This window comes from Rhizorhabdus wittichii (genome assembly GCF_017607425.1).
Classification (GTDB): Bacteria; Pseudomonadota; Alphaproteobacteria; order Sphingomonadales; family Sphingomonadaceae; genus Rhizorhabdus; species Rhizorhabdus wittichii.
Map to the genome: position 1 here is coordinate 4,791,904 of NZ_CP059319.1, position 21,558 is coordinate 4,813,461.

20 protein-coding genes are annotated in these 21,558 nt (G+C 68.9%); 17 read left to right on the forward strand and 3 right to left on the reverse strand.

Annotated elements, in window-relative coordinates; translation table 11 throughout:
* Window positions 1–78: 78 nt before the first annotated feature.
* The 10 genes from HRJ34_RS23025 to HRJ34_RS23070 are packed head-to-tail and all read left to right on the forward strand — an operon-like array spanning window position 79 to window position 10,666.
* On the forward strand, window positions 79–1,293 hold the full coding sequence (locus HRJ34_RS23025) for a cytochrome P450 (protein ID WP_208632519.1): 1,215 nt from the start codon (window positions 79–81) through the stop codon (window positions 1,291–1,293).
* A gap of 27 nt (window positions 1,294–1,320) precedes the next feature.
* A complete protein-coding gene (locus HRJ34_RS23030; RefSeq protein ID WP_208632520.1) occupies window positions 1,321–2,256 on the forward strand; it encodes an NAD-dependent epimerase/dehydratase family protein in 936 nt (311 codons plus the stop codon).
* A 13-nt stretch (window positions 2,257–2,269) separates the two neighbouring features.
* On the forward strand, window positions 2,270–2,737 hold the full coding sequence (locus HRJ34_RS23035; protein WP_208632521.1) for a VOC family protein: 468 nt from the start codon (window positions 2,270–2,272) through the stop codon (window positions 2,735–2,737).
* 39 nt (window positions 2,738–2,776) lie between these two features.
* Window positions 2,777–3,736 carry a sulfate adenylyltransferase subunit CysD gene (cysD, locus tag HRJ34_RS23040; protein ID WP_208632522.1) on the forward strand — a complete coding sequence of 320 codons (960 nt, stop codon included), beginning with the start codon at window positions 2,777–2,779 and terminating at the stop codon, window positions 3,734–3,736.
* Window positions 3,736–5,682, forward strand: coding sequence for a sulfate adenylyltransferase subunit CysN (gene cysN, locus HRJ34_RS23045; RefSeq protein ID WP_208632523.1), 1,947 nt, complete (start codon window positions 3,736–3,738; stop codon window positions 5,680–5,682). Before cysD ends, cysN begins: the two co-directional genes overlap by 1 nt.
* Window positions 5,679–6,437 (forward strand): 3'(2'),5'-bisphosphate nucleotidase CysQ, encoded by a 759-nt coding sequence (locus tag HRJ34_RS23050; RefSeq protein ID WP_208632524.1) that lies wholly within the window; start codon window positions 5,679–5,681, stop codon window positions 6,435–6,437. Before cysN ends, HRJ34_RS23050 begins: the two co-directional genes overlap by 4 nt.
* A gap of 20 nt (window positions 6,438–6,457) precedes the next feature.
* Window positions 6,458–7,609, forward strand: a complete 1,152-nt coding sequence (locus tag HRJ34_RS23055; protein ID WP_208632525.1) for a sulfotransferase family protein — start codon at window positions 6,458–6,460, stop codon at window positions 7,607–7,609.
* A 13-nt stretch (window positions 7,610–7,622) separates the two neighbouring features.
* Complete coding sequence (locus HRJ34_RS23060; RefSeq protein ID WP_208632526.1) at window positions 7,623–8,606, forward strand: NAD-dependent epimerase/dehydratase family protein; 984 nt, start codon at window positions 7,623–7,625, stop codon at window positions 8,604–8,606.
* 30 nt (window positions 8,607–8,636) lie between these two features.
* Window positions 8,637–9,572, forward strand: coding sequence for an SDR family NAD(P)-dependent oxidoreductase (locus tag HRJ34_RS23065; RefSeq protein ID WP_208632527.1), 936 nt, complete (start codon window positions 8,637–8,639; stop codon window positions 9,570–9,572).
* Between the two features lie 17 nt (window positions 9,573–9,589).
* The gene (locus tag HRJ34_RS23070; RefSeq protein WP_208632528.1) at window positions 9,590–10,666 is read left to right on the forward strand and encodes a hypothetical protein; all 1,077 of its coding nucleotides are present in this window, start codon (window positions 9,590–9,592) and stop codon (window positions 10,664–10,666) included.
* 72 nt (window positions 10,667–10,738) lie between these two features.
* On the opposite strand, the gene HRJ34_RS23075 is transcribed toward HRJ34_RS23070, so the two are convergent.
* Window positions 10,739–11,650 carry an NAD(P)H-dependent flavin oxidoreductase gene (locus HRJ34_RS23075; RefSeq protein WP_208632529.1) on the reverse strand — a complete coding sequence of 304 codons (912 nt, stop codon included), beginning with the start codon at window positions 11,648–11,650 and terminating at the stop codon, window positions 10,739–10,741.
* Complete coding sequence (locus HRJ34_RS23080; RefSeq protein WP_208632530.1) at window positions 11,647–12,909, reverse strand: MFS transporter; 1,263 nt, start codon at window positions 12,907–12,909, stop codon at window positions 11,647–11,649. The genes HRJ34_RS23075 and HRJ34_RS23080 overlap by 4 nt, the downstream gene beginning before the upstream one ends.
* 170 nt (window positions 12,910–13,079) lie before the next feature.
* On the opposite strand from HRJ34_RS23080, the gene HRJ34_RS23085 reads away from it, so the two are divergent.
* From HRJ34_RS23085 to HRJ34_RS23110, 6 genes are read left to right on the forward strand one after another with little or no spacing between them, the layout of a single operon-like run.
* Window positions 13,080–13,874, forward strand: a complete 795-nt coding sequence (locus tag HRJ34_RS23085; RefSeq protein ID WP_208632531.1) for an SDR family NAD(P)-dependent oxidoreductase — start codon at window positions 13,080–13,082, stop codon at window positions 13,872–13,874.
* A gap of 12 nt (window positions 13,875–13,886) precedes the next feature.
* Entirely contained in the window at window positions 13,887–14,363 is a 477-nt protein-coding gene (locus HRJ34_RS23090) for a nuclear transport factor 2 family protein (protein WP_208632532.1), read from the forward strand.
* A gap of 3 nt (window positions 14,364–14,366) precedes the next feature.
* Window positions 14,367–15,254: an alpha/beta fold hydrolase gene (locus tag HRJ34_RS23095; RefSeq protein ID WP_208632533.1), complete on the forward strand. Its 888-nt coding sequence runs from the start codon at window positions 14,367–14,369 to the stop codon at window positions 15,252–15,254.
* Window positions 15,255–15,264: 10 nt separating this feature from the next.
* Window positions 15,265–16,641: an MmgE/PrpD family protein gene (locus tag HRJ34_RS23100; protein WP_208632534.1), complete on the forward strand. Its 1,377-nt coding sequence runs from the start codon at window positions 15,265–15,267 to the stop codon at window positions 16,639–16,641.
* A 49-nt stretch (window positions 16,642–16,690) separates the two neighbouring features.
* On the forward strand, window positions 16,691–18,211 hold the full coding sequence (locus HRJ34_RS23105; protein ID WP_208632535.1) for a class I adenylate-forming enzyme family protein: 1,521 nt from the start codon (window positions 16,691–16,693) through the stop codon (window positions 18,209–18,211).
* 27 nt (window positions 18,212–18,238) lie between these two features.
* The gene (locus tag HRJ34_RS23110; protein ID WP_208632536.1) at window positions 18,239–19,015 is read left to right on the forward strand and encodes an SDR family NAD(P)-dependent oxidoreductase; all 777 of its coding nucleotides are present in this window, start codon (window positions 18,239–18,241) and stop codon (window positions 19,013–19,015) included.
* Window positions 19,016–19,024: 9 nt separating this feature from the next.
* Here the strand turns inward: HRJ34_RS23110 and HRJ34_RS23115 are convergent, their stop codons facing one another.
* Window positions 19,025–19,960 carry an SDR family NAD(P)-dependent oxidoreductase gene (locus tag HRJ34_RS23115; protein ID WP_208632537.1) on the reverse strand — a complete coding sequence of 312 codons (936 nt, stop codon included), beginning with the start codon at window positions 19,958–19,960 and terminating at the stop codon, window positions 19,025–19,027.
* A 164-nt stretch (window positions 19,961–20,124) separates the two neighbouring features.
* Between HRJ34_RS23115 and HRJ34_RS23120 the strand changes: the two genes are divergently transcribed.
* Complete coding sequence (locus HRJ34_RS23120; protein ID WP_208632538.1) at window positions 20,125–21,558, forward strand: MFS transporter; 1,434 nt, start codon at window positions 20,125–20,127, stop codon at window positions 21,556–21,558.

A 21,558-nucleotide genomic window follows, 5' to 3' on the forward strand; every position in this document is an offset into this window, starting at 1 on the left:
GGCGGCTTTCCTACCATCGCCCATCGTCGAAAATCATCACCGCGGCCGGCCAGGCGCGCGGGATGCGAGGAGGGACGGATGTTCGCTGAAGAGGCCGCGCTGGCCGTGCCGCCCCATGTCCCGCGCGACCTGGTCCGGCCGTTCGATTTCCGCACCGGGCTGGGCGACCGGCCGCAGGAGGCGATCGGCCGGCTGCACGACGGGCCGCGCATCTTCTATTCGCCGGTCCATCACCATGCCGAGCATGGCGCTGGAACCTGGGTGCTGACCCACGCCGCCGACATCCGGCGGGTGTTGCAGGACGACATGCTGTTCTCAAGCAAGGACAAGACCGCGCGCACCAGGGGGCGCGGCTGGGGATTGATCCCGCTTGAGGTCGATCCGCCCGATCACGCCAAATATCGCGCGCTGATGAACCCGCTCTTCTCCCCCGCGCGCATGGCGGCGCTGGAGAAACAGGTGCGCGCCCGCGCCGTCGCGATGATCGAGGAATTGCTGCCGCAGGGCCAATGCGACTTCGTCACCGATTTCGCGCAGCGTTTTCCGGCTGCGATCTTCGTCGACCTGATGGGGTTGCCCAGCGACCGCACGCCGCAGTTCATGGCATGGGAAGGCCAGATGCTGGGCGGCGATTATGCCGCCAAGCTGCGCGCCACCGACGAGGTGATCGCCTATCTGGAAGAACTGGCCGCCGAGCGCCGCGCCAATCCGATCGACGATCTGATGAGTTTCGCGGTCACGGCCGAAATGGACGGGCGCCGCCTGTCCGACGGCGAGGTGATGGGGATCGTCTTCCTGCTGTTCATCGGCGGCCTCGACACCGTCGCCAGTTCGCTGGGCTTCCATTTCCGCTATCTCGCCGAACATCCGGAGGAGCAGGCGCGGCTGCGCGCCGATCCCGCGCGAATTCCCGATGCGGTCGAGGAGCTGCTCCGCGCCTTCGCGGTGGTGACCACCAGCCGCTTCGCGCGGCAGGACGTCGAGATCGGCGGCGTCACTATCCGCGCGGGCGAACTGGTGACGACCTCGACCGTCCTCGCCAGCCGCGATCCGCGCGAATTTTCCGATCCGGGCCGGGTCGACCTGACCCGCAGCCCCAACCGGCATAATGCCTTCTCCTTCGGCGCGCATCGCTGCATCGGATCGCATCTCGCCCGGCGCGAGCTGGTGATCGCGCAGGAGGAATGGCTGCGGCGCGCGCCCACCCTGGCGGTCGCGTCGGGGGCGGCGATCACCGCCCATGGCGGTGGCGTGCTCGGTCTCGATACGCTTCCGCTCCACTGGAACCGCTGAACCCACAAACCGACAGGAGACGACCCGATGGCGATCGCCGGCAAGACCATTCTCGTGACCGGGGCGACCGGCCAGCTCGCCGGCGCGGTCGCGCGCGGGCTGGTGGGGGACAATGAGATCATCGCGCTCGCCCGCTTCAGCGCGCCCGGATCGCGCGAGAGCCTGGAGGCAGCGGGGGTGCGCTGCGCCTATGGCGACTATGTGACCCGCGATTTCCGCGAGGCGCCCGAGACGGTCGACTATGTGTTCCACGCCGCCGCCAACACCAAGCCGGCGACGATGGAGGAGGGGATGCGCGACAATGCGGAGGGCACCGCCTTCCTGATGGAGCGCTACAAGGACGCCAAGGGCTTCGTCCATGTCTCGGCGACCGGCTGCTATGCCGCGCACCCCGATCCCGAACATGTCTTCACGGAGGACGAGCCGCTCGGCGGCGCCACCTATTTCGCGCCGATGTACGGCGTGTCGAAGACCGCGACCGAGGGCGTGGTGCGGTCGCTGTGCCAGATCCACGGCCTGCCGACCGTCATCGCGCGGATGAACGTCGCCTATGGCGGCCCCTATTTCGACGGCGGCCTGCCGGGGCGGCAGCTCGACGCGCTGCTGGCGGACGAGCCGATCAGGCTCCAGCGCGGCCAACGCTGGTTCCAGGCGCCGATCCATGAGGACGACATCACCCGTCATGTGCCGATCCTGCTGGAAAAGGCGACGGTGCCGGCGACGATCATCAACTGGGGCGGGGACGAGGGCATCGAGGTCGAGACCTGGGTCCGCTATCTCGGCGAGTTGGTCGGCAAGGAGCCGCGTTTCGAATATGACGACCGGCCCCGCTCGGGGAGCTGGATCGGCGATCACAGCAGGCGCATCGCGCTCGGCTGCGAATGCCGGGTCCATTGGCGCGAGGGCATGAAGCGGATGATCGCCGCGCGCCATCCCGAAGTGAAGATCCGCGAAATCGCCTGACGGGAGCGGTGGCATGATGACGCGCTATGACCATATCTGCCTGACGGTCGGCGATCTCGATCGCTCGATCGCCTTCTACGATCGCTATTTCGGACTGAAGGTCGTGCGGCGCGACGCGCCGCACAAGGGGCCGGTGGTCGAATGCATGACCGGCGTCGCGGGCGGCGAACTGCTCGCCGCCTTCCTGAGCGACGGCCACTTCGTCCTCGAGCTGATCCAGTTCACCGAGGGGCGGGGCGCACGGACCGCCGGGTCGCCGGCCAATGAGGTGGGCAGCCCGCATATCGGCTTCGCCTGCGACGATGTCCGGGCGATCCATGCGCGATGGAGTGCCGAGGGCGTCCGTTTCCATGGCGATCCGATCGTCAGCCGCACCCGCAACACCTGGTCGGTGATGATGGCGGACCCTGACGGAATCCTGATCGAGCTGCGCGAGGGCCCCGCGCTGACGCCCGAACAGGTCGCCCTGGCGGGCGCCTGACGCGAAGGAAAAGTTGAAAGCATAATTATTTAAATAATTATGCTTTCAAGCCGTTCGTCGCTAGGTACGGTCCAGCGACAGGCGGAGGAACCGGTGACGAGCGACATGAACCATCTTGAGCGGCTGGAGGCGGAGAGCATCCACATTTTGAGGGAGGTTGTGGCGGAAGCGGACCGCCCGGTGATGCTGTATTCCGTGGGCAAGGATTCGGCGGTGATGCTGCATCTGGCGCGAAAGGCGTTTCATCCGTCGCCGCCGCCGTTTCCGCTGCTGCATGTGGACACGACCTGGAAGTTCCGGGCGATGTACGAGCTGCGCGACCGGATGGCGCGCGAGAGCGGCATGGAACTGCTGGTCCATCATAATCCGGAGGCTCGGGAGCGGGGGATCAACCCGTTCGACCATGGTCCGCTGCACACCGACATGTGGAAGACCGAGGGTCTCAAGCAAGCGCTCGACAAATATGGTTTCGACGCGGCCTTCGGCGGCGCCCGGCGCGACGAGGAGAAGAGCCGGGCCAAGGAGCGGATTTTCTCCTTCCGCACCGCCTCGCACGGCTGGGACCCGAAGAACCAGCGGCCCGAATTGTGGAACCTCTACAACGCCCGGAAGGCGAAGGGCGAGAGCATCCGGGTGTTCCCGATCAGCAATTGGACGGAACTCGACATCTGGCAATATATCCAGCTCAACGACATTCCGATCGTGCCGCTCTACTTCGCGGCGAAGCGCCCGACGGTGGAGCGCGACGGCATGCTGCTGATGGTCGACGACGACCGCTTCCCGCTCAAGCCGGGCGAGGTCCCGGTCGAGCGCTCGATCCGCTTCCGCACGCTGGGCTGCTACCCGTTGACGGGTGCGGTCGAGAGCGAGGCGGCGACGCTCTCCGAGGTGATCCAGGAGATGCTGCTGACGACCACGTCGGAACGGCAGGGCCGGGCGATCGACAAGGATGCCGGCGACGCCTCGATGGAGAAGAAGAAGAAAGAGGGGTATTTCTGATGTCCGCTCCCTATGAATATGAGGCGGACGCCCTCATCGCCGAGGATATCGACGCCTATCTCGAGCAGCAGCGCGAGAAGTCGCTGTTGCGCTTCATCACCTGCGGTTCGGTCGACGACGGCAAGTCGACGCTGATCGGGCGGCTGCTCTACGACAGCAAGATGATCTTCGAGGATCAGCTCGCGACGCTGGAGGCGGACAGCAAGCGGGTCGGCACGCAGGGGCAGGCGATCGACTTCGCGCTGCTGGTCGACGGTCTCGCCGCCGAGCGCGAGCAGGGCATCACCATCGACGTCGCCTATCGCTTCTTCTCGACGCCGAAGCGCAAGTTCATCGTCGCCGACACGCCGGGGCACGAGCAGTACACCCGCAACATGGTGACGGGCGCCTCGACCGCCGACCTCGCGGTGATCCTGATCGACGCGCGCAAGGGTGTGCTGACCCAGACGCGGCGGCACAGCTATCTGGCGCATCTGATCGGCATCCGGAACATCGTGCTGGCGGTCAACAAGATGGACCTGGTCGATTATGACCAGGCGGTGTTCGACCGGATCCTGCTGTCCTATCGCGCCTTCGCGACCGGGATCGGCATCACCGGCTTCGCCGCGATCCCGATCTCGGGCATCGCCGGCGACAACATCACCACCCGGTCGGAGCGGACGCCCTGGTATGCCGGGCCGACGCTGATGGAGCATCTCGAGGCGGTCGAGATCGACGTCGACGCCGCGCGGTCGCGGCCCTTCCGCCTGCCGGTGCAATGGGTCAACCGCCCCAATCTCGACTTCCGCGGCTTTTCCGGCCTGATCGCGACCGGCGAGGTCCGGCCCGGCGACCCGGTCCGGGTGCTGCCCTCGGGCAAGACATCGACGGTGACGCGGATCGTCACGATGCCGGGCGCCGGGACGGCAAGCGGGGCCGGTGGTGAGGGCGATCTCGACAAGGCGGTCGCGGGCCAGTCGGTGACGCTGACCTTCGCCGACGAGATCGACTGTTCGCGCGGCGACGTGATCACGGTCGCCGAGGAGCCGCCGCAGGTCGCCGACCAGTTCGAGGCGACGATCGTGTGGATGGCCGAGGCCGAGATGCTGCCCGGGCGGCCCTATTGGCTCAAGCTCGGCACCCAAAGCGTCACCGCCACCGTCCAGTCGCCCAAATATCAGGTCGACGTGAACAGCATGGAGCATCTGGCGGCGAAGACGCTGGGGCTGAACGCGATCGGCGTCGCCAACCTGTCGACCGACCGGCCGCTGGTGTTCGAGCCCTATGCCGACAGCCGGGCGCTGGGCGGTTTCATCCTGATCGACAAGCTGACCAACGCCACCGTCGCGGCGGGGATGCTGCACTTCTCGCTGCGCCGTTCGCAGAACGTCCATTGGCAGGCGACCGACACGAGCCGTGAGAAGCGCGCCGACCTCAAGAACCAGAAGCCGGCGGTGCTGTGGTTCACCGGCCTGTCGGGGGCCGGTAAGTCGACCATCGCCAATCTGGTCGAGCGCAAGCTGACCCGGATGAACCGGCACGCCTTCCTGCTCGACGGCGACAATGTCCGCCACGGCCTCAACAAGGATCTCGGCTTCACCGACGCCGACCGGGTCGAGAATATCCGCCGGGTGGGCGAGGTGGCGCGGCTGATGACCGATGCCGGCCTGATCGTGATCACCGCCTTCATCAGCCCCTTCCGCGCCGAGCGCGAGATGGTGCGCGCGATGATGGAGCCCGGCGAGTTCATCGAGGTCCATGTCGACACCAGCCTCGAGGAGGCCGAGAAGCGCGACGTCAAGGGCCTCTACAAGAAGGCGCGCTCGGGCCAGCTCAAGAACTTCACCGGCATCGACAGCCCCTATGAGGTCCCCCTCGATCCCGAGATCCGCATCGACACCACCGCCCTCTCCCCCCAGCAGGCCGCCGACGCCATCGTCGCCAGGCTCCTCGGCGACGACGCATGAACGACGTCCAGCTCGCCGCGCATATCGCCGAACAGGCCGGGCGCATCCTCATCGACCTGCGCGCCTCGGGCAGGTTCGAGGGCAAGGCGCTGGGCGTCGAGGGCGATCGCATCGCCAATGCCTTCATCATGGAGACGCTGCGGCGCGAGCGGCCCGATGACGCGATCCTGTCCGAAGAGGAGGTCAACGACACCGCGCGCTGCTCGGTCGACCGGGTGTGGATCGTCGATCCGCTCGACGGCACCCGCGAATATGGCGAGGGCCGGACCGACTGGGCCGTCCATGTCGCGCTCGCCATCGGCGGCCTGCCAAGCCTCGGCGCCGTCGCCTTGCCCGGACTCGATGGCGGGATGGTCCTGCGGTCGGACCAGCTACGGCCCCTGCCGCCCGCGCCGGAGAAGCTGCGCATGGTCGTCTCGCGGACCCGCCCGGCGGCGGAAGCCGTCGCGCTCGCCGCGGGCTTCGGCGCCGATCTCGTGCCGATGGGGTCGGCCGGGGCCAAGGCGATGGCGATCATATTGGGGCAGGCTGACATCTATCTCCATTCGGGTGGCCAATATGAATGGGACAATTGTGCGCCTGTCGCGGTGGCCGTGGCGCATGGCCTGCACTGCTCGCGGATCGACGGGTCGCCGCTCCGCTACAATAATGAGGACGTCTACCTGCCCGACCTCCTCATCTGCCGGAAAGAACATGCCGCAAAGATACTGGCCGGGGTGCGCGTCGCCTCGAACGATCTGGCCGAACCGGCCTGAAAGGAATGTGGGAGAGTGACATGGTTCTGGATGCCGAAGATCTGAAGGCGCGGGCCCGCGCCGAAACCGGGCTGGAGGACTATGGTGACGCGCCGCTCGACGAGTCGCTGGGCATCCTGTGCCGCTCGCTCCGGGAGGAGGCGCGGCTAACCCCCGAGGGCGTCGGGAAGGTCGAGACGCTGATCGTCTCGCGCCTTGCCGAGCGGTTGCGCATCGAGGATTTCATCGAACGCCATCCCGAGGTGCTGGAGCGGGAGGTGGCGCCGGTCGTGCTGCTGGCGGGCATGCCGCGTAGCGGCACCACCGCCTTCGCCCAGCATCTGTCCGAGGACCCGGCCGCGCGCGCGATCCCGCGCTGGGAGTGCAACAGCCTGGTGCCGCCCGAGACCGGCGCCCACAGCGATGCCGACCCGCGCCTCGCCAGGAGCCGGGCCGCCTTCGAGCAGGCGTTCAAGGAAATGCCCTGGCGGCAGGCGATCCTGCCCAACAATTATGACGACCCCGCCGAGCACGGCATTCTGATGGGCCTGACCTTCCTCAACCTCCAGCTTCCGACCCTCTATCGGGTGCCGAGCTGGGAGGCCTGGATGATGGAGCAAGACCTGACGCCGGGCTACGCCTATCTGGCCCGGGTACTGAAGCTGCTGCAATGGGCGAAGCCCGCCCGGTTCTGGAGCCTCAAGCTGCCGCCCGACCTGTTCGCGCTCGACGCGATCGACCGGGTCTTTCCCGGCACCCGCTTCGTCTGGTCGCATCGCCACCCGCTCGAATCGATCTCGTCGGTGTGCAGTCTGTCGGCCAATCTGCGCGAGAAGCAGGCCGGGGCCAGCGTCGATCCGCTCGAGATCGGGCCGACCCAGCTCGCTTTCCAGGCCGAGGCGTGCGACCGAGCCATGGCGGCGCGCGCGACGATCGGCGAGGACCGCTTCATCGACGTCTATCAATCGGACCTGTCGAACGACATCCCCGGCACGATCGAGGCGCTCTACGCGAAGCTGGGATTGCCGTTCACCGATGCCTATCGCGCCAACCTGACGGCGCGCATGGCCGAGAAGCCGCGCGGTCGTTTCGGCAAGCACGATCATCATCTCGACCGGTACGGGATCAGCGAGCGGCAAGTCGTCGACCGCTTCTCCGTCTATATCGACCGCTTCCATTCGGGGCGCGACTGAAGGGAGCAGGGCCATGCTGAAGGACCGCAGGATTCTCGTCACCGGCGTCACGGGAAAGGCGGTCGTCCCGATCGCGGCCGCCCTCGCCCGTGACAATGAGGTGTGGGGGCAGGCGCGCTTCACCGACGCGCGCGACCGCGCGGCGATCGCCGCACTCGGCATCCGCCCCTGCGCCGCCGACCTCGGCAGCGGCGATGTGGGCGACCTGCCCGCCGATGTCGACTATGTCCTCCATTTCGCGTGGATGCGCGCCGCGCGCGAGGCGCTGGAACAGGCAATGCGGGTCAATGTCGAGGGCGCTGGGCTGGTCCTCCACCATTGCCGCTCCGCGAAGGCCGCGCTGGTCGTATCGTCGACCGCCGCCTATCTGGCGGACCCCGACCCCTGGCATCGCTATCGCGAGGGGGATCCCGTCGGGCCCGGCCTCACGGCCGCGGCGGCGACCAGCCCGGTATGCAAGATCGGGCTGGAGGCCATGGCGCGCTTCTCGGCCCGGGCGCACGGCCTGCCCGTCACCATCGCCCGGCTGAATACCGTGCTGGGCCCGCATCAGGCATTTTTCGGCAAGCAGGTGACGGCGGTGCTGGAGGGACGCGAGATCGTCCTGCCGAGCGACACCGACACGCACAGCCCGATCCACAGCGAGGACATGATCCGCCAGATCGGGCCGCTGCTCGACGCGGCCGGGCGCGCGCCGCTGACCGTCAACTGGTGCGGCGACGACGTCGCGATCAGCCAGGACACGATCGCGCGGATAGGGGAACGGGCTGGCAAGGCGGCGTGCTTCACCGTCCGGTCGGCGCCGGGCCTCGCGGGCGGCAATATCTCCGACCCCGAGAAGCGGCGCTCGATCACCGGTCCGTGCCTGACGAGTTTCGGCGACGGGTTCGAACGCCTGCTCGACGAGATGCTCGACGGTGCGCCCTCGCCCCTGCCGCAGCGCGACTGGGCCTATGGCTCGGGCGCGCAGAACCAGATCTTCAAGGGCGTCGCCTGAAGGCCCATCACGACGAGAGGAAAGAGGAACATGCCGGAAGCACTGGACATAGCGCGGCGGGCCGATCTGGCGGGCAAGGTGGCGCTGGTCACCGGCGGCTCCTCCGGTCTCGGCGCGGAGACGGTCAGGGCGCTCGCGCTGGCGGGAGCCGACGTCATCTTCACCGCGCGCAATCTGGACGCCGGCACGGAGGTGCTGCGCACGGTGGGGGAGGCCGGCAAGGGGCGGGCGACGCTGCTGCCGCTAGACCTGTCGGACTTCGCCGATGTCGAGCGTTTCGCGGGCGCGCTGGATGTACCCGCGATCGATCTGCTGATCGCCAATGCCGGCGTGTCCGAGACGCCGGCCGAGCGTCAGGCCGACGGCCTCGACACGCGCTTCGCCACCAATCATCTCGGCCATTTCCTGCTCGTCCATCGACTGTTCGACCGGCTGTCGGCGCGCGGCGCGCGGATCGTGATGCTCAGCTCGGCGGGGCACAAGGGACGGCCGGTGCGCCTCGACGATCTCGGCTGGCGCCGCCGCGAGATCCAGCACCGCGTCGCCTATGGCGAATCGAAGAGCGCCAATATCCTGTTCGCCGTCGAGGCGACCCGGCGCTGGCACGATCGCGGCGTCTTCGCCAACGCGGTGCTGCCGGGATCGATCATGACCGGCCTGCAACGCCACCATTCCCCCGAGCGGCTGGCGGAGATGAACGCGATCGGAGGAGTCGGGACCGCCGGCTCCGTGTTCGGCACGGTGGGGCAGGGCGCCGCAACCTCGGTCTGGGCGGTGGTCGCCCCGGAACTCGACCGGGTTGGCGGGCTGGTGCTCGAGGATTGCGGCCTGTGCCGGGTCGCGGGGCCCGGCACGCATGCCTGGCGCGGCTATGAGCTGCACGCCACCGACAGCGAGACGGCGCGCGCGCTCTGGACCGCCTCGGCGGCGATGCTGGGTGAGCTGGGACACGCGATCGAGACGTGAACGGAAGGGAACGAACCATGACGATCCAATCCGATGACGCCCTGACCTATGACCCTAGCGGCGGCATGCCGCCGGAGGCCGATCATGCGTTGCTGGAGCAACCGGCGGGAACCGACCTGTTCGGGGAGAACCACGCGTTCTGGTTCTTCGACGAACGCGGGCGGGCCCATGGCTATACCCACACCGAAGCGTTCCAGGACTTCTTCGAGCTGCGCGCCGAACGCTTCTGGCTGACCCTGCCCGACGGCCGGATCTTCTACACCTGGGGCGATGGCGCCCGCACCACCAGGCGGGCGCCGGCGGGCTCCAGCCTCGTCATGACCTGCGTAGAGCCCTTCCGCCATTGGACGATCGATTTCTTCGGCACCATGCGGCTGTCCGACGCCGATGAGCTGGCGCGGGGGCGGCCGGTCGAGGGATCGCGGCCGGTTGTGCGGTTGCACATCGATGTCGAGATCGCCGCCGAACCTTGGCGGCTGGGCACGCTGGGCATGAGGGACAACCCCTTCGCCAGGAGCTTCTTCGGCGAGGATCGCTATGAACAGCTCTGCCGTTTCACCGGCTGGGTCACGATCGAGAAGCAGGAGCCGATCCGGCTGTCGGGCATGGCGATGCGGACCCATCGGCGCGGATCGCGGCGGATGGCGGGGTGGCACGGCCATAGCTGGCAGACGGCCTTGTTTCCGAGCGGGCGGGGCTTCGGTTTCGAACGCTTCCCCGATCGCGACGGACCGGAAGGCCGCGCCGATCCGGCCTGGAGCGAGGGCTACGTCCTCGACGAGGGGCGCATCGTCCCGGCCGAGATCCTCGAATCGGGCTGGCTGACCGCGCTCACCCCGAAGGACGAGGCGATCACCGTCCGCCTGCGCGCGGCGGGGCGGGAGCATGTCATCCGCGGCCGCACCGTCGCCACCGTCTGGCGGACGATCCAGGCGGGCAAGACCGCCGACCGCAATGTCCGGCGTTTCGGCATCTGGGGTCGCGAGGGCGATTATGTGATGGGGCAGGGCGTGACGCTGTGGGACTGGGACGGCGAGACGGTCTATGGCCATACCGAGCGGTCGACGCTGACCACCGACCTCGTCGGGCGCTAGAGTCTGATCGTTTGAGGCGGAAGCGCTTCGCGCTTCCGCCGATGACGTGAATCAGGCTCTCTTCAAACAGGTCTAGGCGGCATATCCCGCGCGCAGCCGGGCGATCAGCTCGGCGGCCGGCGGGATGTCGTCGATGCTTCCGACGCCATGGCCCGCGCTCCATATGTCGCGCCACGGCCTGGTGCCTTCGGGCAGGTTGGGCTTGAAGCGGGCGATCGGCGCGGGAAGGTCGTCGGGGTCGAGCCCGGCGGCGACGATCGATCCGCGCATGAAGGTCGCGGGCAGCCCCGAGATGCGGTCAGTAATGACGATGTCGGCCATGCGCTGCGAAACCAGCAGTTCCTTGTAGGCGGGCGGCGCCATCGATTCGCGCGTCGCGGCGAAGCGCGTGCCCATATAGGCGAAGTCGGCGCCCAGCACCTCGGCGGCGCGGACGGCCCGGCCGTCGCCGATGCCGCCGGCCAGTGCGATCATCCCGTCCCACATCGCGCGGATCTGCCGCACGAAGGCGAAGCCGTTGGCGCTGCCGGTATGGCCGCCCGCGCCGGCGGTCAGCAGGATCAACCCGTCGACCCCCGCCTCGATAGCCTTCTCGGCATGGCGCAGCGTCGCGACGTCGTGGAACACGAGGCCGCCATAGCCATGGACCCGTTCGACGACCGCGCCGGGATGACCGACGCTGGTGATGATCAGTGGGATGCGATGCCGTTCGGCCAGCGCCAGTTCGGCGGTCAGCCGCTCACTGCCGGTTTCGCGGACGATGATGTTGAGCGCGAAGGCGGCCGACATGCCGTCCGCCAGCGCGTCGCCGATCTGGTCGAGCCAGGCCGCCAGCGTCTCGGGGGTACGGGCGTTGGCGCCGGGGAAGCTGCCGATCACGCCGGACCGGCAGCAGGCGATCACCAGTTCGGGACCCGACACCAGCAGCATCGGCGCGGCGATCACCGGAAGGGCCAGGTTGCGGGCCAGCATCGGGGGGATCATGCGTCCTCTTCTTCCTCGGGCATCGCGGCCAGGCGCCAGCATGCCATGAACAGCCCGCCCGCCGCCAGCAGGTTGACCGAGACGGTGATCGCCAGCGCCGGGGCGATCGCCTTGCCCCCGCCCAGCCAGTCGCTGATCGCGCCGGCGGCGAGCGCGCCGAAGCCACCCATCAGGTTGGTCGACAGATGGTAGAAGCTGGTGGCGAGCCCGCGTCGGGAGGTCTCCACCCCTGCGATCAGGATCGCGGCGGTCGGGCCCGCCCAGCTTCCCAGTGCCATCGCCAGGATGAAGGTGAGCACCGCCGCCGTGGTCGGCGACCCGGCCCCGGCCATGCACCAGACCAGCGGCACCGACAGGACCAGCGCGGCGCCCGGATAGCGCCACAGCTTCTCCCGTCGGTCGCCCGCGGCGCGGCGGGTGAGCGGACCGCAGAACAATGTGCCTAGTCCCTTGCCGAGTCCGGCAGCGGCGGCGGTCGCCAGCCCGGCGTCGATCAGCGAATAGCCATGGACACGCATCAGGAAGGAAGGCAGCCACGCGAACACGGCGACCTGCCCGATCGACGCCATGGTGCCGCCGATGCAGGTCCAGCGCAGCGCCGGATTGGCGAGCAGCAGCTTGAAGTCGCGGCCCGATCCGCCGAGGCCGCGGGCCTCCGTCCGGACCGGCGGCCGGGGATCGCGCACCGTCGTCAGCAGCAGCAGGCCGAGGATGACGCCCGGCACGCCGGCGATGATGAACACCGTCCGCCAGCCGAAATGATGCGCGACATAGCCGCCCATCAGGAAGATGGTGCCGGTCCCGATCGCGGCGGCGAGGTAGAAGGTGCTGAGCGCGGTCGGCCGCTGCTTGGGGGGGAACATGTCGGAGATCAGCGCGACGCTGGCGGGCGGGCTGCCCGCCTCGGCGGCGCCGACCCCGGCGCGCATCAGCAGCAGTGACAGGTAGCTGCTGGCGAGCGCGCCCATCGAGGTCAGCGCGCTCCAGATGATGACCAGCCCCGACACCAGCCAGACGCGGTTGATCCGGTCCGCGAGCAAGCCCATCGGGACGACGAACAGCGCGAGCGCCACCGTGTGCGCCGCGCCGACCAGCGTCCCCATGGCCGCGTCGCTGAGCTGAAGCTCCGCCTTCACCGGCTCCAGCACGACGGCCATCACGTTGCGGTCGATCGAGTTGGCGGCGAAGATGCCGGTCAGCAGCGCCAGAGCGTACCAGCGCTGGAAATCGCTCTTGGCGCGTTGAGGAGTCTCGCTCATCGCGTCTTGATCCCGCGAATGGGGCCGCATGGCCATGACCACCCGCGCCGCCATTCAGGCGATCGGCTCATCAAAGTCTATGAGGTCCCGCCCTCAATGCCGCCCATTGCTGCCCTTGTCGGACGCGGCCCGGGCGGGCCAATTGCGGGGCGACAAACGGGAGAAGGTCGATGGCGGAGACGGATAGGCGAGTCGCGTTCGTGACGGGTGCGAGCCAGGGCGTCGGGCAGGCGATCGCCGAGCGGCTGGCGCGCGACGGCTGGCATGTGATCGTCGCCGCGCGGCGGCGGGAAGCGCTCGACACGGTGGTCGCGGGGATCGCGACGGCGGGCGGTTCCGCCGAGGGCGTGGTGCTCGACATGCGCGATCCGGCCGCGATCGAGGCGGTCATCTCCACGGCGGCGGAACGGCACGGCCGGCTCGACGGGCTGGTCAACAATGCCGGACGCTTCAGCGGGCGCCGGATCGTCGACACGACGCTCGACGAGTTCCGGCTGAACTTCATCATGAATTGCGAGGCTCCCTTCCTGGCGATGAAGGCCGCCATCCCCGCGATGATCAGGGGCGGCGGCGGTGCGATCGTCAACATCTCCTCGGTTTCGGGGCTGCGCGCGACGCCGGGCACGGGGGGGTATGGCGCCTCCAAGGCCGGGTTGATCCACCTCGGCGCGATCGCCGCAATGGAGGTGGGCGAGCATAATATCCGGGTGAACACGGTGACGCCGGGCAGCACCTGGTCGCCCACCTTCCGCAAATCGGTCGAGGGCAAGACCCCGGAGGAGATCCAGGCGATGCAGAAGACCGGCACCATTCTCGGCCGCTTCGCCGAACCGTCCGAGATCGGCGACGCCGTCGCCTTCCTGCTGTCCGACGACGCTCGTTTCATCACCGGCGTCAACCTGCCCGTGGAGGGCGGCGCATATTGGTTCCGGGGTGGCAACCGGCTGATCGGCAAGCGGCACTAGGGAGACGGGATAATGCAGAACGCACAGGACGAACTGGCCGTCCGCGGCCTGGCCGCCGCCTATTCCGACGCCGTCAACCGCCGTGACGCGGAGGGCATGGCGGCGGTGTTCGCCGCCGACGGGATCATCGAGAAGCCCGGCCATGGCGATCCGGTGCACGGCGTCGAGAAGATATTGAAACGCTACCGCCGGTTGCAGAGCGAGCGCGATTTCCTCTGCCAGATGATCCATAGCGGCATCGTCGAGGTCGACGGCGACCGCGCGACGGCGCGCTGGTGGTTCTCCGAGCTCAAGAAACCGGTCGGCGGCGACGGCTGGCTATACATGATCGGCGTCTATCAGGACGAGGCGAAGCGCACGGCCGAGGGCTGGCGCTTCGCCCGCCGCAGCCAGACCACGATCATGGAGCAGCCGCTGCCCGGCGGCGGCGCCATGGTGGCGCACGCCCTGCCCGCTTTCCTGCCCCTGCGCGGACTGCCCGGGGACTGATGGATGACATCGGTCGAACAGGAATTCTCCGACAGGCCGGACTGGTTCGACTGGGCGATGGCGCAGCCGCACGAGCGCGGCCGCTGCCTGGTCGAGGGAGCCGGGGTCGAATGGCTGGCCTGGGGCGATCGCGGCCGGCCCGGCATCCTGATGGTCACCGGCAACGGCGCGCATATGGGCTGGTGGCGGCCGATCGCGCCTTTCCTCGCCACTGGCTGGCGGGTGGCCGCGATGTCCTGGTCGGGCATGGGCGGATCGGACTGGCGCGACGCCTATTCCCCCGAGCTGTTCGTACGCGAGGCGCAGGCGGTCGCCGGCGAGAGCGGGCTGTTCGACGGGCCGGTCGCGCCGGTGATGATCGGTCACAGCTTCGGCGGCATCCTGACCGCGCTGACCGCCGCGACGGCCGGCGAAAGGCTGCGCGGGGCGGTGCTGATCGACGCGCGCCTCTCCACGCGCAGCGTCTGGGGCGCCGACGCCGAGCCGGTGCCGCCGCGCCGTATCCATGCCAGCCGCGAGGAGGCGATCGCCCGCTTCCGGTTGCAGCCCAGCCAGCCGATCCGCAACCGCTATCTGCTGGACATGATCGCCGCCGAGGCTCTGGAGCGGGCGGGGGATGGCTGGCGCTGGAGCGCCGATCCCGAAATCCGGCACAAGACCGAACTGGGCGGCAACCTGAGCGGCTTGATCCCGCGCGCGCGCTGTCCGTTGATGTTCATCCGCGGTGCGTTGTCGACCACCGTGTCCGACGAGATCTGGGCCGAGCATCAGGGGCTGGCGCCGCGCGCCACGCCCTTCGTCATCATCCCCGACGCGCATCATCACGTCATGATCGACCAGCCGATCGCGCTGATCGCCACGCTGCGCGCCTTGCTCGCCACCCTGATCTGAGGAGAGTCCCATGCAATCGGTCGCCCCGCGTCTCGCCGGATGGATCGCCGGCCTCGAACCGGCGGCGATCCCGCCCGAAGTGATCGACCGCGCCAAGGGGTGCGTGCTCGATCAGCTCGGCTGTCAGATCGTCGGATCGGGATGGCCGCATACCCGCCCGGTGCTTGCCCATGTGACCGCGCTCGGCGGGCGCGAGGAGGCGACGATCGTCGGCGGCGGGCGGACGACGCCGATCTACGCCGCCTATGCCAATGGCAGCTTCGGGCACAGCATGGAATATGACGACAGCCATGTGCTGTGCGGCCATCCCGGCGCGGTCGTGATCCCCGCCGCGCTCGCGATTGCCGAGCGCGACCGCCGCCACGGCCGCGACCTGCTGACCGCGATCGTCGCGGGCTATCAGTCGATGTCGCTGGGCGGCGGCGCGATCCACAAGGCGGCGCGCAGCCGCGGCTGGCATCCGATGAAGATGCAGGGCCCGTTCGGCTCGGCGGGCGCGGTGGCGAAGCTGCTCGGGCTCGACGCCGGCCGGACCACCCATGCGCTCGCCATCGCCGGGTCCGAAGCCTCGGGCACGATGGAATATGACCAATCAGGCGGCGAGGTGAAGCGCGTCCATGCCGGATCGGCGTCGCGGTCGGGGGCGGAGGCGGCGCTGCTCGCCGCGCACGGGCTGACCGGTCCGTCGACGATCTTCGAGGGCAGGCGCGGCATCTTCCCGGTGTTCGCCGATGGCTTCGACGGCGATCCCGAGGCGCTGTGGGCGCGGGACTTCCACATCCGCGACACGATGTTCAAGCTGTCGCCGGCCGTGTTCACCATCCATGGCGCGATCCAGGCGGCCGACGCGCTGCGGCGCGACCATGGCGTCGCGGCGGACGACATCGTGCGGATCACCGCCGACGTCGCCGAGATCACCGTCCTGCACGGTGCGGGGATCGTCCATCCGTCCGACATGATCGGCGCGCAGTTCAGCCTGGCGTTCGCCGTGTCCTGCGTCTTCGCGCGCGGGCGCGCCGGGCTGGCCGATTTCTCCGATCCGGCGGCGTGGCGCGATCCGCTGATCCGCGATCTCAGCGATCGTGTCGCCGTGCGGGAGGCGGAGGTCGCGCCGGGCGCGTCCGAGCTGGGCGGGCGGGTGACGGTCGAGCTGCGCGATGGCCGCACGCTTACCCATGACCAGCCGATCCCGCGTGGCCATCATCTCAACCCGGCGAGCTTCGACGAACTGCTCGCCAAGTTCCGCGACCTCGTCGCGCCGCATGTCGCGGACGCCGATGCGCAGCATATCATCGACATGGTCGCGACGCTCGACCGGCTCGACGATTGCGGCGCGCTGATGGCGCTGGTCGGCCGGGCGCGATCTAGGGCCGATGTCCTTGGATGATGGCGCTTGCCGATTGGACGGGGCGGGGCGGCCGGCGCAAGAGCGGGGCATGACCGATCATGCCGACCAGACCCTCGCCGGGCGGCTCGCCGCCGTCCTGTCGTTGCAACCCGACGCGATCGCCGTCGACTATCAGGGCGAGTCGATCCGCTGGGCGGAGCTGGCCCGCGCCGCCACCGGGATCGAGGCGCTGCTGGTCGAGGCCGGCATCGAGCGGGAGGCGCCGGTCGGCTGGGCCGCGCGCAACCGGCCGGCCGCGGTGGCGGGCTTCATCGCCCTCGTCGCCAACGGCCGCATGGTGGTGCCGTTGCGCCCCAATTACGCGGTCGCCAATTTCCGCGAGGATATCGCCGCGCAGCGGCTGAAGGCGGTGATCGGCGACAGCGACGACTGGGCGGGCGAGGGCGTCGTCGACGCCGCCCGCGCCGCCGGCAGCGTCGGCATCGAGATCGTCGGTCCGCCCTTCGCCGTCCGGTTCGTCGCCGGGCTGGAAAGGCCGGGGCCGGGCCCGCATCGCGAACCGTCGCCGGACCATGTCCTCGAACGGCTGACCAGCGGCACCACCGGCGCGCCGAAGCGCATCCCGGTAGGACAGGACGTGCTGATCCCCTCGCTCAAGTCGGGCGAGCAGAGGAAGGCGGGACAGGCCGAGGAGCCGCTGGCGCTCAAGCGCTCGCCAGCGCTGCTGTTCAAGCCGTTCAGCCATGCCGGCGGCCTGTTCGGCCTGCTGCTGGCGCTCTACCAGGCGCGGCCGATCGTGCTGTTCGAGAAGTTCAACGTCCCCGAATGGGTGGCGGCGGTGCGAAAATACAAGCCGAAGTCGGCCAGCCTCGTGCCCGCGATGATCCGCATGTTGCTGGAGGCGGAGTTCGATCCCGCCGACCTGTCGAGCCTGATCGCGATCCGGTCGGGCACCGCGCCGCTCGAACCCGAGGTGCAGGACGAATTCGAGCGCCGCTTCGGCGTCGCAATCCTGATCGATTATGGCGCGGCCGAGTTCATCGGCGGGTTGGCCGGCTGGACGATCGACGATCATCGCGCGTTCAAGGACCGGAAGCGCGGCAGCGTCGGCCGGGCGCGGCGCGACGTCGCGATCCGCACCGTCGACCCGGAAAGCTTCGCACCGATCGAAACCGGCGCGATCGGCCTGGTCGAGATCAGGTCCGATCGATATGGTCCCGACTGGATACGCACCAACGACCTTGCCGAGATCGACGCCGACGGTTTCATCTTCCTGCGCGGCCGGGCCGACGACGCGATCAATCGCGGCGGCTTCAAGGTGCTGCCCGAGGAAGTGGCGGCGGTGCTGCGTCAGCATCCCAAGGTCGGCGACGCGGCGGTGATCGGCCGCCCCGATCCCAGGCTGGGCCAGGTGCCGGTCGCCGCGATCGAGCTGCCCGAGGGCGTCTCCGCCGCGCCCGACCCGGCCGAGCTCGACGCGTTCCTGCGCCGGACGCTGCCGGCCTACATGGTCCCGGTTGACTATCGGGTGGTGGACGCGCTGCCGCGCACCATTTCGATGAAGGTCAGCCGGCCCGAGTTGAAGAAGCTGCTCGGCCTCCAGGGCTGAGGCCATCCCAGGCAAGAGGAGAGGGTTATGAGGCTGAAGGATAAGGTTGCCATCGTGACGGGGGCCGCCAGCGGCCTCGGCAAGGCCATCGCCAGGCGATATGCCGAAGAAGGCGCCGATCTCGTCCTGGCGGACATGGATATCGATCTGGCGCGCGCCGTCGCGGACGAACTGTCGGCGCTGGGGTCCAGGGTCGTGGCCCACCAGACCGACGTCGCCAGCGAGGAATCGGTCCGCCGGATGGTGGACGCGGCGCTGGCCGCGTTCGGGCGGATCGACATCCTGGTCAACAATGCCGGCCTCTCCACGCTGCGCCTGTTCCTCGACCTGCCGGTGGCGGAATGGGACCATGTCATGGGCGTCAATCTGCGCGGGCCGTTCCTGTGCAGCCAGATGGTCGGCCGGCACATGGCCGAGCGGCGGGAGGGCGCGATCATCAACGTCACCTCGATCGAGCAGGATTTCGGCAGCCACAACCGCGCGCATTACGTGGCGTCGAAGGGCGGGCTCAAGACGTTGACCAAGGCGATGGCGCTGAGCTTCGCGCCCCATAATGTCCGGGTGAACGCGATCGCCCCGGGTGGTTTCAACACCGAAATCCTCGTGAAGACCTTCCCGGACGTCGCGGTGAGAGAAGCGTTCGTCGCCGACTTCGTCAAGAAGATCCCGATGAAACGCCTCGGTGAGCCGCACGAGATCGCGGGCGCGGCGGTTTTCCTGGCCAGCGACGACGCCAGCTACATGATCGGATCGGTGATCGACGTGAACGGCGGCGCCTCTGCGCCGGTTCCTTCCGACCCCTGAAGGGGGGCGCTATTTGCGGATGGTGACGATCGGCTCGCGCGGGCGCCGGGGTTCGAGCCCATGGCCGAGCGCGAGCATGTCGGCCAGGCCGATGCGGTCGAGCAGTTCGGGCGTCCAGGGCTCGGTCGCGTTGTGGATCGCATGCTCGATCGTCGCCATCCGCCATATTTGTAGTTCCGGGCCCGAGGCGTGGAGCATCCGGCCGTTGACCATCGCGGCCCCCTCGCTCGCCAGCCAGACCACCGCCGCCGCCAGTTCGTCGGGCGGATAATAGCCCAGTTCGCGGTTGGTCCTGGGTGGCAGGCCTTTCGCGACCAGCTCGGCGCGCATGCCGTCGAGGAAGGGTTGCGACTGCGCGGTTTCGATCCGGCCGGCCAGCGCGTTGACGGTGATGCCGTGCGGCCCCAGCTCGCGCGCCCAACTCAGCACCGCGCCCATGCCGCCGCCCTTCGACGCGGCGTGGCTGGCATAGTTGGCCATGCCCGAGAAGGCGGCGCCGCCCGCCATGTTGATGATGCGGCCGCCCTTGTCTTCCGCCACCAGCCGTCGGGCGACGAGCTGGGTCATGTGGAACTGGGCGTCGAGCGACAGCGCCATGACGCCGCGCCACTGTTCGGGCGTCGTCTCCAGGATGGTCCCCGCCTCGACCTTGCCGGCATTGTTGACGAGGATCTCGATCGTGCCGACCGCCGCCGTCGCCCGCTCGACCAGCATCTCGCATCCCTCGCGCGTGGTGAGGTCCGCGACGACCGAGGCGACCTTGCCGGCGGCGATCGTGCGCACCGCCCGTTCGGCCTCGGCGACGCGGGCCGGCGTCGCGCCGGTGACGACCACATCGACGCCGCGGTGGGCGAAGGCCTTGGCGATGCCGAGCCCCCAGCCCTGCGAGGAGCCGGTGACGAGGGCGGTCCGTCCGGATATCCGCACCGTTGCTCGTTCCGCCATGCCGGGGCCTTTCGATCATTTGTCCCGGTGCGAGCCTAGCGTGGCCGGCTCCCCCCGAACCGTTCGGCTTTGCGTGCTTTTAGGAAGGATCGCGGGGAGAAAGCTCCGCAATCGCATCGCGCCGTTATGGGGTGTTTCCCGCCGGTGCGCGCTAGGCTGCGCGTATGACAGGTGAGGGTGGCGCGGAACAGGCGGAAGTGGGCGAGGCAGGCTCCGGCGGCTGGCTGACGCGCGAGCGGCTCGTGCCGATCGTCGTGGCGAGCGCCCTGTTCATGGATTTGATGGATTCCTCGGCGCTCGCCATGGCGTTGCCCACGATCGCGCGCCATTTCGGGGTCTCGATCGTCGAGCTCAAGCTGGCGCTCACCGCCTATGTGGTGACGGTGGCGGTATTGGTGCCGACATCGGGCTGGCTGGCGGGCCGGTTCGGCGCGCGCCGCGTCTTCCTGATCGCGATGGCGCTGTTCGTCGGGGGATCGATGTGCTGCGGTCTCGCGGGCAGCGTGCCCCAGCTCGTCGCCGCCCGGGTCCTGCAAGGCTTCGGCGGCGCGATGATGACGCCGGTCGGCCGCATCATCCTGGTCGCATCGGTGCGGCGCGAGGATCTGGTGCGGGGCATGGCATGGTACACGCTGCCCGCGATCGTCGCGCCGGTGGTCGGGCCGCCGCTGGTCGGCCTGCTGATCGAGTTCGCTAACTGGCGGTGGATATTCTTCATCAACGTGCCGGTGGGGGTGATCGGCATGGTCGCGGTGTTCCGTTTCGTGGCGCCGCTGACCACCACGCGGCGGCCGGGCTTCGACTTTCCCGGCTTCCTCCTCGCCGGTGCGACGATTCTGGCGGCGATGGCGATGGTCGAGACCGGCGCGCTCGCGGGCCAGGCCTGGCCGCTGCGGATCGCCGGGCTGGCCGGGGTCGGGCTGATCGCCGCCGTCTATCTGCGCCAGGCGATGCGCGCGCCCGAGCCGATCGCCGATTTCCGGGTGCTCCGCCACGCCACCCTGCGCTGGAGCCTGATCTCGACCTGGTTGCACCGGGTGGCGCTGGGCGGACTGATGTTGCTGTTGCCGCTCCAGCTCCAACTCGGCCTCGGCTATTCACCGCTCGAAGCGAGCCAGGTGATGATCGCCGCCGCGCTCGGCTCGATGGCGTCGCGGTTCATCAGCCCGATCGGTATCCGGCGGCTCGGTTTCCGTCGGCTGATGCTGTTGTGCAGCGGCGTGACCGTCGTGCTGACGCTGGTGCCCGCGACCTTCAGCGCGTCAACGCCGATCATCGTCATGTGCGCGGTGATGATTGCGCATGCCGCGATCCGCGCCTCCTATTTCCTTGCCGGGAACACCCTGTCCTATAGCGACGTGGAAGGGGACGAGATCGGCCACGCCTCCGTGCTGTTCGCGATCTTTCAGCAGATCAGCCTCGGCATGGGCTTCAACCTGGCGACCCATGTGCTGGAGGCGGGCGGCGGGCCGCACGATCCGACGGCCTTCATCTGGTCCTATGGCGCGATCGCGCTGCTCACCTTCGCGGGGACGATGGCGATCCGGCCGCTGCCGCCGCATGTCGGGGAGAATATGCGGCACCGGGCATCGACCTGA